The sequence below is a fragment of the Haloquadratum walsbyi C23 genome (assembly GCF_000237865.1).
GTDB lineage: Archaea > Halobacteriota > Halobacteria > Halobacteriales > Haloferacaceae > Haloquadratum > Haloquadratum walsbyi.
Map to the genome: position 1 here is coordinate 754,101 of NC_017459.1, position 16,525 is coordinate 770,625.

General features: G+C 47.3%; 18 protein-coding genes. 11 read left to right on the top strand and 7 right to left on the bottom strand.

Annotation, left to right across the window (positions count from 1 at the left end):
- Nucleotides 1–30: 30 nt before the first annotated feature.
- Nucleotides 31–2,277, bottom strand: coding sequence for a right-handed parallel beta-helix repeat-containing protein (locus HQRW_RS03300; RefSeq protein WP_014555456.1), 2,247 nt, complete (start codon nt 2,275–2,277; stop codon nt 31–33).
- 218 nt (nt 2,278–2,495) lie between these two features.
- Between HQRW_RS03300 and HQRW_RS03305 the strand changes: the two genes are divergently transcribed.
- Nucleotides 2,496–3,068, top strand: coding sequence for a DUF7344 domain-containing protein (locus tag HQRW_RS03305; RefSeq protein WP_014555457.1), 573 nt, complete (start codon nt 2,496–2,498; stop codon nt 3,066–3,068).
- Nucleotides 3,065–3,535 carry a hypothetical protein gene (locus HQRW_RS03310; protein WP_014555458.1) on the top strand — a complete coding sequence of 157 codons (471 nt, stop codon included), beginning with the start codon at nt 3,065–3,067 and terminating at the stop codon, nt 3,533–3,535. The genes HQRW_RS03305 and HQRW_RS03310 overlap by 4 nt, the downstream gene beginning before the upstream one ends.
- Nucleotides 3,536–3,801: 266 nt before the next feature.
- On the opposite strand, the gene HQRW_RS03315 is transcribed toward HQRW_RS03310, so the two are convergent.
- Nucleotides 3,802–4,473, bottom strand: coding sequence for a class I SAM-dependent methyltransferase (locus HQRW_RS03315; RefSeq protein ID WP_014555459.1), 672 nt, complete (start codon nt 4,471–4,473; stop codon nt 3,802–3,804).
- 235 nt (nt 4,474–4,708) lie between these two features.
- Here HQRW_RS03315 and HQRW_RS03320 point away from each other — a divergent pair, with 235 nt between their 5' ends.
- The 3 genes from HQRW_RS03320 to dph5 all read left to right on the top strand — a co-directional run bounded on the left by HQRW_RS03320 (nt 4,709) and on the right by dph5 (nt 6,097).
- Nucleotides 4,709–4,924: a hypothetical protein gene (locus HQRW_RS03320; RefSeq protein ID WP_014555460.1), complete on the top strand. Its 216-nt coding sequence runs from the start codon at nt 4,709–4,711 to the stop codon at nt 4,922–4,924.
- A gap of 111 nt (nt 4,925–5,035) precedes the next feature.
- Nucleotides 5,036–5,266: a hypothetical protein gene (locus HQRW_RS03325; RefSeq protein WP_014555461.1), complete on the top strand. Its 231-nt coding sequence runs from the start codon at nt 5,036–5,038 to the stop codon at nt 5,264–5,266.
- A gap of 48 nt (nt 5,267–5,314) precedes the next feature.
- A complete protein-coding gene (gene dph5 / locus HQRW_RS03330) occupies nt 5,315–6,097 on the top strand; it encodes a diphthine synthase (protein WP_014555462.1) in 783 nt (260 codons plus the stop codon).
- A 92-nt stretch (nt 6,098–6,189) separates the two neighbouring features.
- On the opposite strand, the gene artA is transcribed toward dph5, so the two are convergent.
- From artA to HQRW_RS03350, 4 genes are all read right to left on the bottom strand, one after another.
- Complete coding sequence (gene artA, locus HQRW_RS03335) at nt 6,190–7,113, bottom strand: archaeosortase A (RefSeq protein WP_014555463.1); 924 nt, start codon at nt 7,111–7,113, stop codon at nt 6,190–6,192.
- Nucleotides 7,114–7,182: 69 nt separating this feature from the next.
- Nucleotides 7,183–7,953, bottom strand: a complete 771-nt coding sequence (locus tag HQRW_RS03340) for a VOC family protein (protein WP_011570885.1) — start codon at nt 7,951–7,953, stop codon at nt 7,183–7,185.
- 262 nt (nt 7,954–8,215) lie between these two features.
- Nucleotides 8,216–8,707 (bottom strand): TIGR04206 family protein, encoded by a 492-nt coding sequence (locus tag HQRW_RS03345; RefSeq protein ID WP_014555464.1) that lies wholly within the window; start codon nt 8,705–8,707, stop codon nt 8,216–8,218.
- Nucleotides 8,708–8,745: 38 nt separating this feature from the next.
- Entirely contained in the window at nt 8,746–9,858 is a 1,113-nt protein-coding gene (locus HQRW_RS03350; RefSeq protein ID WP_014555465.1) for an OBG GTPase family GTP-binding protein, read from the bottom strand.
- A gap of 118 nt (nt 9,859–9,976) precedes the next feature.
- Between HQRW_RS03350 and HQRW_RS03355 the strand changes: the two genes are divergently transcribed.
- The 6 genes from HQRW_RS03355 to HQRW_RS03390 all read left to right on the top strand — a co-directional run bounded on the left by HQRW_RS03355 (nt 9,977) and on the right by HQRW_RS03390 (nt 15,462).
- On the top strand, nt 9,977–10,177 hold the full coding sequence (locus tag HQRW_RS03355) for a VNG_1110C family protein (RefSeq protein ID WP_014555466.1): 201 nt from the start codon (nt 9,977–9,979) through the stop codon (nt 10,175–10,177).
- Between the two features lie 554 nt (nt 10,178–10,731).
- Entirely contained in the window at nt 10,732–11,097 is a 366-nt protein-coding gene (locus tag HQRW_RS03365) for a DUF7541 family protein (protein WP_011570889.1), read from the top strand.
- A 160-nt stretch (nt 11,098–11,257) separates the two neighbouring features.
- Nucleotides 11,258–11,659 carry a DUF6684 family protein gene (locus HQRW_RS03370; protein WP_014555467.1) on the top strand — a complete coding sequence of 134 codons (402 nt, stop codon included), beginning with the start codon at nt 11,258–11,260 and terminating at the stop codon, nt 11,657–11,659.
- A 323-nt stretch (nt 11,660–11,982) separates the two neighbouring features.
- Nucleotides 11,983–13,776 carry a cbb3-type cytochrome c oxidase subunit I gene (locus HQRW_RS03380; RefSeq protein ID WP_049892242.1) on the top strand — a complete coding sequence of 598 codons (1,794 nt, stop codon included), beginning with the start codon at nt 11,983–11,985 and terminating at the stop codon, nt 13,774–13,776.
- 870 nt (nt 13,777–14,646) lie between these two features.
- Nucleotides 14,647–14,943: a DUF7520 family protein gene (locus HQRW_RS03385; RefSeq protein WP_049892243.1), complete on the top strand. Its 297-nt coding sequence runs from the start codon at nt 14,647–14,649 to the stop codon at nt 14,941–14,943.
- 120 nt (nt 14,944–15,063) lie between these two features.
- Nucleotides 15,064–15,462 carry a universal stress protein gene (locus tag HQRW_RS03390; protein WP_048066673.1) on the top strand — a complete coding sequence of 133 codons (399 nt, stop codon included), beginning with the start codon at nt 15,064–15,066 and terminating at the stop codon, nt 15,460–15,462.
- Nucleotides 15,463–15,696: 234 nt separating this feature from the next.
- Here HQRW_RS03390 and HQRW_RS03395 read toward each other — a convergent pair whose 3' ends face one another.
- Nucleotides 15,697–16,464 carry a thioredoxin family protein gene (locus HQRW_RS03395; protein WP_014555470.1) on the bottom strand — a complete coding sequence of 256 codons (768 nt, stop codon included), beginning with the start codon at nt 16,462–16,464 and terminating at the stop codon, nt 15,697–15,699.
- Nucleotides 16,465–16,525: the final 61 nt, after the last annotated feature.

Here is a 16,525-nt window from a genome sequence, read left to right on the forward strand (position 1 = left end):
CGATCATTTATCTTGGTATATTGACCGGAATTAGTCGTTGCTGAACTCGATTAGATCGTCGCCGTCGCCATCACCACCATTCACGACCCTTGCGCCTGGATCGAACGTATTACCGCTGTTGCCGTCTTTATTATTCAACACTGATGTTGCCGTCGCAGCACCAGTGTTGCTGTTTCCTGTGGATTCGGAATCGTCATCATACGCGAGGTCACCGACATCACCACGGAATGTGTTGTCGGTGAACGTGGCACTCTCAACCCCCTCGACGTCCATCGCCGAGTTGGGGGCTGCAGCACTAGCCGGTAGGATCTCGTTATCTTCGACAGTTAGAGTGTCTATATCTCTGTATCCACCGATATCACCGCGGAGCCGATTGTTCCTGACAGTGATAGTATTGTGATTGGGACCGGACAGAGCGTTGATTGCTGCCCCCTTTGTACCGGTGTCGATTTTGATGTCGTTGCCCTCGATAATCGCGCTCGCAGGCTTTCCGACTCCCCCATCGGGGTCGCTATTTACGACTTCAATACCGTTGATAAAGCCGGAACCGGATGCGCTCGTGCGGACGATGTTGTTCTTGACACGCACTATGTTGCTAGTTCCACTCTCAGGGATGTCAATCACGTCGCCGCTGCTCCCATCACCCTCAACTCTGAATCCGTCTATTTCGGCCTTGTCAGCATCGAGCGTGACCGCTGGACCACCGCCGTCGATAATAGCCTCCTCACCACGCGCGGAATCCTGCCCGGGCGTGCCGGCGTTCGGTCCTCTGAGCGAGACGTCATCGTCAACGGTGATACTCTCTGTGAACGTCCCGGAGTCAGCGAGCGCAACACCATCACCCTGGCTGCCAGCCGCAGCGTTGTCAACTGCGGACTGGATCGTACTGAACGTCGAGCCGCTGGTGGTCTGCACCTGCGCACCATTGGACCCCTCGATACGGGCCGAGAACACGTCGTTGTCTCTTAGCAGCGCCTCAATCTGATCCTGCTTGTCACTCTCACCATTGACATCTTGGGGGGACTCTTGCGAACTCAAGTCGGTGAGCTTGATCGCTGGGGTGCCGGCGTCCCGCACCCGATTGTCTTCGATGGTGTAACTGAAGTTACCGAGACCGGTATTATTAGTAAACGCAACGATACCCTCGTCCTTGATCCCGCCACCGCCACTGTCAGATTCGGTAACGCTGTTACCTGAGATAGTCACGGAACCGCCACCTGACTCCGAGTCGTGCTGGACTTGGATGCCAGCGTCAGTCACGGTATTGTCAACGATCTCAAGATCCACGCCTCGGATGTCAATCGCGTTCGTGTCGAAGCTAGCATTGGATGTGATGTCCAGATCACGGACCGTTATTCCGTTCCGATTGATGCCACTGATCAGGTGGATATCGTCGTCCCGCCCAAGATCATTGTAGCTGAGGTCGAGATTCTGGATAGTGACATCGTCGCTTTCGACAGCGATAGCCTCATCATCGCTGAGGCTCGCAGTTACGTCAATCGGTGGCTTACCCTCGAAGCCGCTGAGCGTGAGTGGCTTGTCGATGGTGATTCTGCTTCCGATATCTTGGGCGCTTCTCACGCCGATGACAGCGTCGGACTCAGCCGCCGAAACCGCGTCCGAGATAGTTGGGAAGATGTTTTCGTTGTTGTTGTCGTCATCGTTGTCGGAGTCACCGAACACGTCCGAGTCGACTACATATTCCGGTTGTGGAATACTTTGACCGGGCGCAGACGCTGTGGCATCTGCGCGAAGCGTCACATCATCTAGTATCAGCGGATCTCCGCTCCCGATATCAAGTGTATCGATAGTTAGACCAACAACTACCTGTTCACCAACTGCGAGTTCAACCGAATTGCTAGCAGACTCAAGCGACTGCCCGCTTGATCCGCTCGTTTCTGCCGTCGACTGTGTTACACGGAATGTTACTGCATCACTTTCATCTTCAAAGAAAACGCTCGCTGTCTGTGAGCCTTGATTAACGACCCGAAACAAATCCTCAACCTTTGTAATCGCGTCCTGATTGACTCCTTCACCAGGACCCTCGTTGTCGCCGTCAAGATTGAGTTCGATTGTGTCATCATCTTCAATATTCACATACTTGTCTGCGTTACTGCTCTCCAATGGCTGGATAGCTACAAAGGCGCTCTGATCGCCTGCAACGTTGACATCAACGTTACGCTCTGCCTCAACACTGGTGAACGCCTCTGTTCCGAAAGCCGCAGTCCCGCCAGCACCTAACGCACCGATGCTGATCAATAGTTTGCGTCGTCTCATTGAATTGCAGTTCATTCATATTACCAGTATGTATATTGTATTATCACGATTGAGATGGGTCAACCGGGCATTGAGACTCCGAAATCTCTCTTTGAAGAGTAGAAAGATGGGTTAACCGGGTCAACCGGGTATTGAAAATTCGAAATGCCTCTTTGAAGAGAAAAAACATGAACAGATATAATAGTATGTAATTTTGATATAACAATGTCAAGTAATGTATGAATGAACTCCGCTCAAGTGGGTGCGATCTTGATCTCACAGATGATGAAGTGTTTTCACTCCTTGCAAATCAGCGCCGACGGCTCACTGCAACGATACTCATGGAGGCTAAAACGATTAATTTAGGGGTATTAGCGGAACGTATCGGAGGGATTGAAGAAAATGTTGACCCCGCTGAAGTAGACAGTAGTACTCGAAAAAGTGTCTATACGTCACTTCAACAGGTCCATCTTCCAAAGCTTGATGATGCAGATATCATTGAGTTCGATAAACGAAGCGGAACAATATGTCAAACTGAGAATACGAAACTGTTCATTGAACATGCGGGAACACTTCAAAATGATACTGAAATACCATGGTATGAATATTATTTGTCACTCTCATCACTTGGATTTGCGTTGGTGTATACAATGACTGTCGATGCTGACCCATTTACGACATTGCCTGATATTGTGTATGAATGTATTTTCTTATTCATGCTCCTCACTGTTAGCTGTCTTCACACACTTTCATCACTGAAGCGGTGGGATGCTTCAGCATACGCAATTGACAAAATCGCTGATATGCGATGAATATCAATCATCGGTATATTATTGCTGGGGTTCTATTTATTGCGATAATCATCACAGGGACAACCGCATACGATTCTATCACTGCTGATCGATCAGTTGATATTTCTGTTGTAGAGAATGAAGATGCATACCTTGCAATTGAAACACAGGATCTCGAAAACGAGTCAGTAGTTTCAGCATTCACATTTACGAATAACCTCAATCGGGATGCAGATCTTAGCGTAGAGGTAACTGACTCAATTCCAAAAAGTGGTGCATCAGTTGTTAATATCACTGTTGGTGAATCATCAGACGAACGTGAAACTGGTGAGGGAATTGCTATATCGGACGGTGAGACCGCCGAATTGAATATTGAATGTAGCGATGCGAGCAAGTCATATGACATCGGTCTTCGGATTATTCTTAAGACAACTGATATTAAAATCGATGTTGAACGAAAATATACTTTAGAATGCGATAACACATAGTTGGGTCATTACCACTTCATATTAGCAGACAAAGATTGAATTCCTCATGAAGAAACCTACGTTGAGTACTTTATTCACCGTTGTGGGCGACTAAGGCTAATGAGACGATCCATGAATTGAGTGGGTACTCGAACACGCAATGTCTCTTTATTAACGTTCGATGCACTTACTCACAGATACTCACAAACCACAACTAGACTCTTCAAAGACGGATAGTCGGCGTGTTGTCTCATACGAGACTCATCACGTTCAGCGTCAGGAGGATATCAATCAGTCGTGACCACTGTATAGCAGTTCCCACTTGATATCTCAGTCTCAACAATCGATAGTGCACTCGACTCCAGATCAGAGCGAAATTCAACTGGATCATAGATATGATAATATCGAGGAATCGACGTCCCGTCGGGAAGTGTCCACTCGATAGTCGTATCAAATCCATTACTACGTTCAAACTGATCGTGTTCAGTTGACCATACACTGATTAGTGCCCGCCCGTCGGATTCAAGCACCCGGGCAACCGCTGAGAGACTTGCGACCCGGCGACGTCGCGGTCGGAGATGATGAAGTGTGGCGACATAGACCGCAATCGAAACACTCTGTGATTCCAGCGGAAGTGACCCAGCGTCAGCCTGAATAAGCGCAATATCGTCGATAAATCCTCGATTTGTCGCTCGCGTCTGTGCTGTGTGGAGTAGTTCACGACTCACATCGACTCCAATTATCTCATCGAGTGATGTCTGCTCGAAGAGCGTTTCTGCATGGCGTCCATTCCCACATCCAATATCAACGCCGATACTCTCGGTGTCGGGAGGACTCTGTATTTGCTGTGAGGCACAGAACGACTCTACTTCCGGCCATGCATACTCACGCGTCGCCGCAAAGTGCTCGGCAATTGTATCGTATGTTGCCTTGACCGAGTCTTGAGGTGTGTCTGTCATATCTCTGTATCGCTCTTTCCATTCATATATTTGCTATTTGGAATTAGTGTTGCTGATTTTGCTCTTATCATCACTCGTATGAGTCCTTCTTAATCACAAATGTCGCCACCAATGGTACACTCTTCGAAGGATTGCTGATTATTTGTGTATATATCGATTGACCCCGCGTTCATTTCCACATACGCAATCACTGGCGTACCCTTTTGTTGCGTCGCTCGGTAATATAGCGATACCAATGGATGAGCGTCGCTGCCCGGACTGTAATGTCCAAATGAAAAAGACGCGCGTCACTGCAGAAGGAATCGGTGATCTATACGTTGAGACGGACAGAGACGGTGGCGTGCTCAGTCATCTTGGGATTGGCTATCAAAATCCGCTTCATGCGTTTCTCTGCCCGGAATGTGGCATTACCACACTCTATGCTGATATCGACACGACAGAGTCTGAATGATAATACCATTATCACATGAGTTATTCACACATATAATTCACAGCGATACACAGAGGGTACGAGCTACATCAAACCGCGTCCATTTTATCTATCTGTACCGATTGTCGGCGTATGAGCGATGATGACCCAACCGTTCCGGTGGTCTGTGAGGACTGCGGCACAGACACTCGTGTTTCACTGTCAGATCTTCGTGAGACACTTGACCGTCATAATGAAAATCAACACGACGGTGATGATGTCGCCCAGGTAGCCCCACGCATTGCAAATGAACTTGCAAATGTTGTTGCTGAGGATCTTGATCTTGATATTGACTCGGATGAGAATGAGGATGAGGATGAATAACAGCGAATTCGTGCGTGAGTAACCTGACGATACAAGGATTTCCAGATTATGCTTACATTCATTGGGCTTGGATTATATGACGAACGCTCTATCAGTATTGCCGGTCGTGATGCACTCCAAGCCGCTGACTACGTTGCTGCTGAGTTCTATACAAGCTATCTTGTTGATGCGACTGTTTCGGACCTTGAGACAGCCCACGATATTGACATCGACGTGCGTGATCGCGAGGGTGTTGAACAGCATCCAGAGGATATTCTCAGGAAGGCTCAATCCGAGGATGTGGCGTTCCTGACAGCGGGTGATACGATGATCTCAACGACACATACGGATCTTCGACTGCGAGCAATTGACCGTGGTATCGATACTCGTGTTATTCACGGTGTGACTGCACAAACAGCAGCAAGTGGGCTCACGGGACTTCAGAACTATCGCTTTGGGAAGTCTGTCACACTTCCATTCCCGTATGCACATGGGGCAGAAGGCGTCCCAACAAGTGTCACTGATTCGATTGCAGCAAACCGCGAGCGTGGACTCCATACTGTCGTGTATCTTGATATCAAAGCCGATCGAGACGAATACTTGCGCGCAAGCGATGCCGCCGAGATGTTGGCTACGGATCTCGAGGATATGCTTGCTATTGCTGTTGCTCGCGCCGGGAGTCCAGACCCAACTGTACGTGCTGATCGACTTTCCGCGCTTGCTGAGAAAGACTTCGGTGACCCACTTCATCTGCTTGTACTCCCTGGCGAGTTACATCATCTCGAAGAAGAAGCACTCGCCGCATTAGCTGACGCACCAGCAGACATGCTCAATGCTGTTGACTCTCGGTGAATCAAGTAATCTCAGTTCTATTATGCCTTCAGGACTACAGCTCAGATTAATATATGATATCTGTATCAGAGATCACACAGTGTATACTGTCATCATACACTCTCTCGTTGGAATCCAAGTTCCCGCGCAAGATTGTATTCATCGCCAGTAATCATATACAGTACATCCTCGATCACGGTGAGTAACTCGGGAAGTTCACGAACAACAAGATATGTGATCCCGACGAGGACGACAACCGCAAGCAGTTGGCTGATAATCCGATCAGAAATAAAGAATGAAACCATGTATGGGTCTGATGAGCCGAATAAGAACAATATCTCCTGAACAAACCACTGCATATACTGTTTACCGAAGGCAATCGTGATGAACGTCGTTCGAAGTATATTTAGCCCGTAGATAATCGGCACGGCAACAGCCATTGCTTTCAGCTTCCGCCTGAGTGGTGCTTCAACCGCCGCAATCAACCCAGCAAAGATTGAGATACTTCCCAATCCAGTGCAGGCAAGGACAACTGAGACTGTCAACTCGTGATTCCCATCGAAGAACTGGAATGTATTCAAATAGCCTTGATTCCCGACAATCATCGCTGGCTCATATCCGAATGCACTCACCAACATCCCGGTCTGGGCGGCGACTATCTCCATCAATACGCCGCGAGGAGCAGGAAGTGAAATCCCAAACGCCATGATTGCCGGAATTGTCTCAAATGGAAGATAGATCAGTCCCATCGCAGCAACTGCCCGTGAAAGCACAAAAAGCGAACTGCGTCCTCGCCACAGCAGTAATCCAGTATAGAGTGACGCTGGCACAGCCGCAATCGAGAGGATCCCCTCAACATAGCTTTTATGAACAAACGCGAAATGCGGGACGAGTTGCAGCCAAAACAGTGCAAATCCGCCCCAAGCAGCAACAGTCACTATTCTGCCAACGCGGTCGTTGCGTCCTCTAAGCAGCGTTCCAGCCGCGAACGCCACAATGACGACCCACGCGAGCACGTCAGAGAGCACGCCAGGCATATTGATAAAAATGAGAGTAATCAATAAATCGCTTGTCCTTGAGCGCGGACTGACGTCTCTGAGCTCGGTTTACGTTGCTTCGAGAATCTCGATTTCGTGACCGTCCTGATCTGTGGTAAATGCATATTGATATTCACACGATTCAGGATCACGATAATCAGTCGCATCACGTTCCATGAGTGTCGCCCAGTAGTCTTCAAGATCGTCAGCGCGGACACAAAGATGCCCCCATGCGTCACCGAGGTCATACGCGCGCCCATCATAATTGTACGTGAGTTCGACAGCCATCGCAGCGTCGGATGCTCCCTCGGGTTTCATGAAGTAATTTGCAAAGCTGTCAGACTCCCAGCGCCCGGTATGTTCATATTCGAACTTTCGTGTCCAGAATCCAAGTGCCTCATCGGCATCCTCAACACGGATCATCGTGTGATCAATACTCCACATCGTCCCCTCATCAGGATCACGCTGGACAATTTCGACTTCATGACCATCTGGATCTTTGACGAATGCATATCGACCGCCACAGGACTCTGGATCCCGGTAGTCCTCGACACCGTCATCCAGTAACTGCTGATATGCAGCTTCGAGTTTGCCATTTGGGACGCGAACAGCAATATGACCCCAGCCGTCACCCATCTCATAACTTCGGTCATCATGATTATATGTGATTTCAAGCATCGCCCCTTCATCGTGCATTTCAGTGGGTCCAAGATAGACATTTGTGAATGTATCTGCCTCCCAACGACCCTTCTCTTCATAATCAAGATGGGTCTGATACCACTCAAGTGATGCTTCAAGATCTTCGACGCGAATCATTACATGGTCAAATATGCCAGCCATATCTGGTTTGTTGACCGGAGTATCGAAAAGAGTACCGACCGTCATCCGCAGTATGTCTCAGTTATCGAATATGTATACACAACCAGACGACCGACCGGACGGATACTATAGGATTATTTGATTGCTTCTCTCCACCAGACATGAATATGCTCTCACCCTCATACCAGTAATAAATCTGATCAAAAATGACACTCACAAATGAGCATCTTCATTATTATGTCGCTCCACCAGTCTCGACAGTTGACTCTACACCAGCGAGAAGTCATTCATCAGACGCAAACAAAGACCCGCCCTGATGCGTGCGTACACGCGGCCAGTAAAACCACCATGCAATGAGCACACAGAGTCCACTCGCGATTGGCCATGCTGTTCGGTATGGCTGAAAGGAAAACCCCCATGCAAGTCGGAGTTGCGCAATAGCCATAATTATAAGTAATCCACCGGTAATACGTGGATCCTCTCGGTCAAAGATTACACCACTCACTGCACTACCAAGGGTGCCGATATATGCAAGCACCGAAAGTGGCCACGCAAGGATATACTCGGGTAATCCCTGTGTGTAAATAAATAAGAAATCCAACAACGGCGTTACCATTGGTGGATTCGTGTTCACGAGCCCCCATGCAAACAGAAATGTTGCATCACGAGCATCGAATACCTGGATTGACCATGGGAGTGCCACCAACGCAAGTATGACTACCGGTCCACGCCAATGTTGCTCACGCACTGTTTTTATGATTGAAATATCAGACATGATAATCGCGACAAATCATCCTTCTTTATGTTTGTCCGTTATTTCCGCGCAACAACTCGCAAGATATCCTCATCAGCGAGTTCATGATCACGCCCGACTTGTTGCTCATCATGTTGGGCACTCGCTCCCGTGACCCGTGCAAACCGGAAGCGCTTATCGAGCGTTCCACCAAGTTTTGTGAGTGCATCCTCAACGGCATTCTCACCCTCACGAAGGACAAGTGGTTCCTCATAGTCGACACCACGACCAGGCTTGTCCATATAAACACGAATCAATCCGAGCGAATCCCACATTCTCGATTTCAGTGCATCAAGCCCCTTCTCAGCTTCGGCACTAATAAAAATCGCTTCCTCGGGGTCAACCCCGATATCCCGAAGGTCTGATTTCACCGTTGGTAGGTACTCACGGTCAATCAGATCCGCTTTATTTACAGTGACAATCGAAGGAAGATACACGCGATTATCCATGATCGCATCAATGAGTTGGTCAATCGAGACATTACCCCGGACGGTGACGGTTGCATTGGTATATCCATGTTCGCGAAGAACAGATGCAACTGTATCCTCATCAAGTGAGACATCATCTGCACTGGTCACCTGAATCCCACCTTTTCCTCGTCGTCCGATTGAGACGTTCGGCGGTGTTGTGTCAAGTCGGATTTTATTATTGTATAATTCCTCGCTGAGCCGCTCATATCGCTCAATTTCAAAGACTGATACCATGAACACGACAAGATCTGCTGTGCGCACGACTGAGAGAACTTCCTTGCCGCCACCTCGCCCACCGGCGGCACCCTCAATCAGCCCCGGGACATCGAGTATCTGAATATTTGCACCATTATACTGCAACATCCCCGGGTTGACATCGAGTGTTGTGAACTCATATGCGCCAACTTCACTATCGGCATTTGTCATGGAGTTTATCAACGTTGACTTCCCGACACTTGGGAATCCAACGAGTGCAACGGTTGCATCACCTGTCTTCTCAACCGCATATCCATATCCGCCACCACTCGAGGACTGTTGTTCGAGTTTTTCTTTTTTCTCTGCGAGTTTCGCTTTTAACCGACCAATGTGCTCTTCGGTCGATTTATTATACGGTGTATTAGCGATCTCCTCGCGGAGGTCCTCAATCTCGTCCTCCAGTCCCATCAAATCTATGTCGACTGTCGGTATCGAAAAATGTGTGCTTTCTGAATTCGCCTTTGAGTGGTATCATTTCGATAACGTTATATTTCACACATCTAATTATGACATACAGGGTTTGACGATGAGCACGCCAGCCACCTATCGAGACAGCACCCAGTTGCGTCTTCCATGTGAGACCGTTGCCGAATTTCGAGAGTCATTAAATGAGCAGTTTGTCGTCACTGTCGTCACAGGTGATGATGGCTGTCGGGTTATTGGAAGTCCAGTTGAGATTGAGTCTGTTAATCGATTTTTGACCCGTCGTGGAGTACTCACACAATGATTCCTCTCATTGATTACTGATTCAGTTTTAGTTTCAGTTTCAATTTCATCAGCATCACCACCACTATCAATTGAAGGAAACGAATTTCCAGTATTTGTTACTGATATGTATAGTTCTCTGCATCACAGTGGACGTGGAGTGACTTCTGTATATATCGTTGGTGATGCCATCCCTCGATTAATCACCTGATAGTGATTAGTGCAAGTCTTTATCGCCGTGATTATTCGTGTCGGTGATAGGAGCCGCTGAACCAGCGTCACTCGACACCGCCGGTGAAACTATTCGAACTAATCACCTGAGATGACCTACACCAATAGATGACTATTGAACAACCATGACTCAATACGACGCATTCCAGGGCTTTCGTTTGAACGAAGTGAGTCTACCGAAAACGTAAATATGTGAATATTGTGTGCTCTCTGACGACGAGCGACGAGTGACAAGTGATGAGTGACAAGTGATGAGTTACTGATCATTGATAATACAATTCTCTAAATCCCAATATATCATTTCGAAGGGAAGCACTTTGTACTCTGCCGTATCTACGTAGGACTATGGAAGATACACCGGGACTCTCCGAACAGTACCGGAAAGCAAGCCCATGGCCACTATTCGTTGCCCTGGGGATTCCTCTTTCTGAACTTGGGATTTTATTTGGGTTATTCCCAGTTGCTGTCGGTGGACTCTTATTATTTGGTGGAAGCGCAGCTGGAATGGCGGCTGAATCAGGATATGCACAAACAGCCTGGCGTGGAATGGCTGGAGTCGCAGTTGTCCTTCTTGTGCTTGGTCTTGCATTCGTGTTTACAGCACTTGACCTCCCAGACCGTGGAGCAGCAATTCTTGTCGCCGCAATCATTCTTGTCGCCGCTGGCGCTACTGGAGAGTTCTTTGCTCGCGATGTTGACCCAACATATTGAGCGTCGAGACATGATTTTCCCTGGTTGTCGCACAAGAGAAAATCCATATGTATCGACTGAGTTTGATATCTGTAGTCAAGTTCAATACCGGCCGTTAATATCGAGATTTGCCAGTGAGAAATCGATAAACTATTTCATGTTCTCCCCGTATTAGATAGGTATGGTCGCGAAATTATTTGATCGGGACACACTCCTTGATCTTACGGTCAATATCATCCCCCTGGTAATCCTCGCGTTCTTTATTGTCGCTTACGTCTTCATGAGTCCATTTGACACTAACCCATTAACAACCGCTGTTCAATTTGGATTATTAGCTGTACCGTTTGCTTTACTTGCGGTGTTGACGTATATCTCTGGGCGAGCAATTGTTGTGAGCGAGCAACATGTTGATCAATATCTCCCCGGACAAGCAAGTATGGAGAACGCCGAACCGGTAGAGAAGGCTCCAAAGAACATCGAAGACAACACAGACACAACCGCAGACGTCGAGTTTGAATCCACATCATCAGAACAAGAGGTTGATGCAAGTGCTGAAACAAAGTCAGATTCCAACGCAAACTGAAATATATCATAGCATTGTCTTCACCCTGACATCTATTCTGTAGCCATCGAGACTTGCTTTGTGTGAAGTATCTCGAGGTCACATCTAAGCCTCAAGACACTCGCGCTGTGGGACCTGTAAACGCACATTATAGAATACAATGAAAAATCCGCGTCTCCAGGCGCGGGAGAATGTTTGCTGTCAATAATTAGTTCATCAGAACACACATGTTTGGCTACGTTCATTTTCATGACATTGCCTCTCGCTATCCCGAATCTTTCATTATGCCTGGCTTCTTCGGGTCCCATATGGAGGTTAACGGACAACTAGTATTGACGGCTCTAATGGGGGTTTTCCTCATTGGCGTTACCGCGTGGCTTGCGCGGATCGAAAATTGGCGTTCATATACGCCTATTGCCGGTGGTGGTGGTAGCTATGAGCAAAGTGATAGTTATGTTTCTGATGAAAAGCCCGCTGGACTCATCCGATGGCTAACAACTGTTGATCATAAGGATATTGGTCTTTTGTATGGTGCCTTTGGATTAACTGCATTTGCTGTTGGTGGATTGATGGTCGTCCTGATGCGAATTGAACTCGCAGACCCTGGTATGACGGTCATCTCAAATACATTTTATAATTCGCTCTTGACCAGTCATGGTATCACGATGTTGTTCCTTTTCGCGACGCCGATTATCGCAGCATTCTCTAATTATCTTATTCCACTACTTATCGGTGCGGACGATATGGCGTTCCCGCGGATCAACGCAATTGCATTCTGGCTTTTACCGCCTGCTGCGTTATTGATTTGGGCAGGATTCTTCCCAATCCCTGAGGTTATCCCAGCACAGACAGGCTGGACAATGTATACGCCGCTTTCAGTTGGTGAAGGAATGGGCAATCAAGCCAATGCCGGTGTTGATCTGATGTTGCTTGGATTGCATCTTTCCGGTGTATCCGCAACAATGGGGTCAATAAATTTCATTGCAACAATCTTCACCGAGCGAGGGAAGAACGTTTCATGGGCAAACCTCGATATATTCTCATGGACGATCCTCACGCAGTCAGGATTGATCCTCTTTGCCTTCCCGCTTCTCGGCAGTGCAATTATGATGTTGTTGTTTGACAGAAACTTCGGAACGTCATTCTTCGCCGGCGAAGGTGGGGCAATTCTCTGGCAGCATCTGTTTTGGTTCTTTGGACATCCTGAAGTGTACATTATTGTTCTTCCGCCGATGGGAATTATTAGCTATATCCTTCCACGATTCTCGGGTCGGCGCCTCTTTGGATTCAAATTTGTCGTATACTCAACACTAGCAATTGGAGTACTCTCCTTCGGCGTGTGGGCACATCATATGTTTGCCACGGGTCTTGACCCTCGTCTTCGCGCATCATTCATGGCTGTTTCACTTGCAATTGCCGTCCCAAGTGCAGTGAAGACGTTCAATTGGATCACGACGATGTGGAATGGAAATATCAGACTGACAACACCAATGTTGTTTTCAGTCGGGTTTGTTGCAAACTTCATCCTTGGTGGCGTAACTGGTGTATTCCTCGCCTCAATTCCCGTTGACCTTGTGTTACACGCCACATACTATGTTGTTGGACATTTCCACTATATTGTCATGGGTGCGATCGCCTTTGCTGGGTTTGCAGGCATCTACTATTGGTTCCCATTATATACCGGTCGAATGTATCAGCGGACACTCGGGAAGATGCACTTTTGGCTCTCAATGATTGGAACGAATATTACGTTCTTTGCTATGATTCTTCTTGGATACGGTGGCATGCCACGTCGATATGCAACATATCTCCCGCAGTTTGCGACCTTACATCAAATCACCACTCTTGGTGCGTTAATCCTCCTTGCTGGGCAGATAATCTTTGTCTGGAACTTTGCTCAATCCTGGCTCGAAGGTCCGAAAGTCGAAGATGGAGATCCATGGGATCTTCATGATAATGGACTTTACACCGCTGAGTGGGAATGGTACGACCAGAAACTCACGACCGCTATTGCTGACGGTGGCGATGAGGAAACAGAAGAGAAAGTGTTGACAGACGGTGGTGATGTCAATTCCGATGCCGATGCCGATGCCGATATCGATAATGACAGTACCGTCGATACACATTCAGAAGAATAATATCTCGACTGACTCCTCACGGTTATTGACAATCTAATTTTCAGTTTCAGTTTTAGTTTTAATATTGGTTTAGTCTTATATCGCATATTGCATATTGTATACTGTATTACACTCATCCAATAGTCTTCCACAGGTAGGGCAGGCAGAATATTGTGTGGTTTGGATCTGTGTTTGTGGATAAAGACGAGACCCATTATTACAACAGATCATACCGAATCTCAATCACACATACGTTCAGACGATGATAATCCTACATGTGTGGTTTTGACTGCCTACACTAACCATGAGTATGAGTATGAGCATACGAGCGAAAAACGATAAATCCAGATTCACCCGCGTGGTGATTAGAGCCATAAGAGAGCGTTAATCGACACTGAAATCGGTGGTCTATTCGTGGGTATCACATCAAACGTCAAGTAATATAGTCTTAGTCTTAGTCTTGAATCCCGACTCAGGGGAGTTCATATTGCAAGAAGAAGCCCTGTTGCGAACATCAGCAGTGCAATCGCCCCAAGTACGACACCGAGGAGATCTCCATCACTCATAAAATCCCATATATCATGTATCCTCAAAGATGCATCGGCTCTCGCTTATCAAATAAATTGTATGAATTTTATATCTTAATGTGCAGTATATCGCAAATCAATCTCTTTAGTTTCAGATTTTGCATCTGGATTCCCCTTTTTCATCTCCATTCGACAGAATCAGGATGGTGCCAATCGAACTAGCTGTGTGAGCGAATCAGACGATCAAGAGACCACATCAGAATATAATAGCTCACATGAAAGTGAGACGAGTGAAAAGCCTGAAACAGGGTCATCCGAAATGGTCAATCATCAAAACCAGACTCAAAATCCCACTCAAGATCAGATGGACGCTAAAAAACAATCACAACATGCTGAGCAGTCCCGCACGCAGGGACGAAGTGGTCGACAATTCGTAATTATTCTTTATATTGCACTTACTGGTGCTGCAGGTGTTGCAGGCTATCTCACCGGATATTTCGTTGATGGTCTTTCAGCACCTATGTTTTTATTTGTCATCCCGTTTCCCCTGAGTCCACTCGGATTTGCTGCATACGGTGGATTGACAATTGCGATTGTCATTGGGATTCCACTGGGTCTTGTCATTTATGTCTCAGAATACGCAGAGTCGATCGAAACCTGATTTAATATAGCTATCCTTCAATTGAAATCCTCCACAGTCTAAAGAGCGAGGTTTTGCGCCTACTCATCGGATATAATGACTTCTGAAAAAGATTAAGCCGTGGGCTGTTCAGTTATGAGTATGTACCACATTGTGGCTGGTATTGATGATGATGAAGCGCATGCAACACGGTGTGCGGAAGCAGCAATTGACCTTCCGAGCGAGTCGCCAGAAAAACAGGTAACATTGATTCACAGTTTTGATGATAACCCAAGTGGCGCCTCTGCATCACAAGTACAATCAGTCCGAACAGCGGCGGAATTGCTTGAAGAACACGACATTGATACCAATATTCAAGAATCGAGCGGTGACCCTGCAGACGCAATTATCGATACTGCAGTCGAAGATGAGGCTGATCTTATTCTAATCGGTGGTCGTAAGCGTTCACCTGCTGGAAAAGCATTATTCGGAAGTGTCACGCAGTCAGTGATCCTCGGTTCAACTCGACCTGTCATGGTCACTGGTGTTGACGAAGAGTAACACATAGTTCCCATAAAGAAGAGCATAGCCAGGTATGTGAGGACTTATTCCCGAAGAAATAGTGTTATTTTCAGCGAATGATATTTTCCGCGCCGTGAACGGGCGCGGTTTCTACCGTTGGAGTCTCAGAACTCGCAGCGGTGCGGTGGATGGGTTAGTCAAGCGCACACGATTCACGCCCGGAATAAACGTCGAGATTCTCTTGCAATTGAAGATACGGATGATGGACCTACGCTATGATAGGTCGTCGAACATATCAGCGACCGCATCAGGCGACTGTCGACCGGTCTTGACACCACACTGGTTTCCCTTTTGATATCGAATAAACGCTGGTGCAGCTGTTATCTCAGTTTCACGGCGGAATGACGGTGCGTTTTCACCATCAATTCCAGCAATAGCGACGTTCGATGGAATACTCTCAAGCATCGAATCAAGATCGGATTTAACCGCCCGACATGGGTCGCAACGTCGCTTCCAGACAGTCATTAATACTTCTGAGTGTTCTGTAACAAATGAGCTATATGACTCATCTGTGAGCTCGATAACCTCGTCTGGAACAGGAGATTCAGGATCGACTCTATTCACGATCTCAACCATCATTGCATGCATTGCTGGGTCAAGCGTTGCATCGATATACGAGTCGATTGCAAGATAGCTGATAACATCTGCTCGTGATACGATATCCTCCTCAAGTTGGGTGACTGCATTCGACTCCTCAATATCAAAAACATCCGCCATTGTTGTGATAATCCGCTCACGCGGGGCATCCATATATGTGTCATGATATATTCGGCGAATATCCTCATATTCAGTCGTCGTCGCGAGTGTTCCATCATCGTTTTCGATGACGATGTCACATTGAATGAGCTTATTCAGCGCCGCTTCAGGCTCTGCTTGTCCACCAGCTCCTGTTGTGTCCGTGTTTGTGTCGACATGATCACGATCACGATCACGATCACGATCATCATCTATCATGTGAGCATCGTTTGTCTCTGCGGTCATTGTCTATCATCACTCAAGCGTTCAGCGTGCACGTGTGTAATCATACCTTGTTGTTTCACGA

What these genes read in the sequence shown, in the direction of transcription:
- HQRW_RS03340 (WP_011570885.1), bottom strand. Translation starts at nt 7,953, where the DNA reads ATGGCTGGCATATTTGACCATGTAATGATTCGCGTCGAAGATCTTGAA.
- HQRW_RS03380 (WP_049892242.1), top strand. Translation starts at nt 11,983, where the DNA reads ATGGGGGTTTTCCTCATTGGCGTTACCGCGTGGCTTGCGCGGATCGAA.
- artA (WP_014555463.1), bottom strand. Translation starts at nt 7,113, where the DNA reads ATGCCTGGCGTGCTCTCTGACGTGCTCGCGTGGGTCGTCATTGTGGCG.
- HQRW_RS03355 (WP_014555466.1), top strand. Translation starts at nt 9,977, where the DNA reads ATGAGCACGCCAGCCACCTATCGAGACAGCACCCAGTTGCGTCTTCCA.
- HQRW_RS03300 (WP_014555456.1), bottom strand. Translation starts at nt 2,277, where the DNA reads ATGAGACGACGCAAACTATTGATCAGCATCGGTGCGTTAGGTGCTGGC.
- HQRW_RS03370 (WP_014555467.1), top strand. Translation starts at nt 11,258, where the DNA reads ATGGTCGCGAAATTATTTGATCGGGACACACTCCTTGATCTTACGGTC.
- HQRW_RS03325 (WP_014555461.1), top strand. Translation starts at nt 5,036, where the DNA reads ATGAGCGATGATGACCCAACCGTTCCGGTGGTCTGTGAGGACTGCGGC.
- dph5 (WP_014555462.1), top strand. Translation starts at nt 5,315, where the DNA reads ATGCTTACATTCATTGGGCTTGGATTATATGACGAACGCTCTATCAGT.
- HQRW_RS03365 (WP_011570889.1), top strand. Translation starts at nt 10,732, where the DNA reads ATGGAAGATACACCGGGACTCTCCGAACAGTACCGGAAAGCAAGCCCA.
- HQRW_RS03305 (WP_014555457.1), top strand. Translation starts at nt 2,496, where the DNA reads ATGAATGAACTCCGCTCAAGTGGGTGCGATCTTGATCTCACAGATGAT.
- HQRW_RS03395 (WP_014555470.1), bottom strand. Translation starts at nt 16,464, where the DNA reads ATGACCGCAGAGACAAACGATGCTCACATGATAGATGATGATCGTGAT.
- HQRW_RS03310 (WP_014555458.1), top strand. Translation starts at nt 3,065, where the DNA reads ATGAATATCAATCATCGGTATATTATTGCTGGGGTTCTATTTATTGCG.
- HQRW_RS03350 (WP_014555465.1), bottom strand. Translation starts at nt 9,858, where the DNA reads ATGGGACTGGAGGACGAGATTGAGGACCTCCGCGAGGAGATCGCTAAT.
- HQRW_RS03385 (WP_049892243.1), top strand. Translation starts at nt 14,647, where the DNA reads ATGGACGCTAAAAAACAATCACAACATGCTGAGCAGTCCCGCACGCAG.
- HQRW_RS03315 (WP_014555459.1), bottom strand. Translation starts at nt 4,473, where the DNA reads ATGACAGACACACCTCAAGACTCGGTCAAGGCAACATACGATACAATT.
- HQRW_RS03320 (WP_014555460.1), top strand. Translation starts at nt 4,709, where the DNA reads ATGGATGAGCGTCGCTGCCCGGACTGTAATGTCCAAATGAAAAAGACG.
- HQRW_RS03390 (WP_048066673.1), top strand. Translation starts at nt 15,064, where the DNA reads ATGTACCACATTGTGGCTGGTATTGATGATGATGAAGCGCATGCAACA.
- HQRW_RS03345 (WP_014555464.1), bottom strand. Translation starts at nt 8,707, where the DNA reads ATGTCTGATATTTCAATCATAAAAACAGTGCGTGAGCAACATTGGCGT.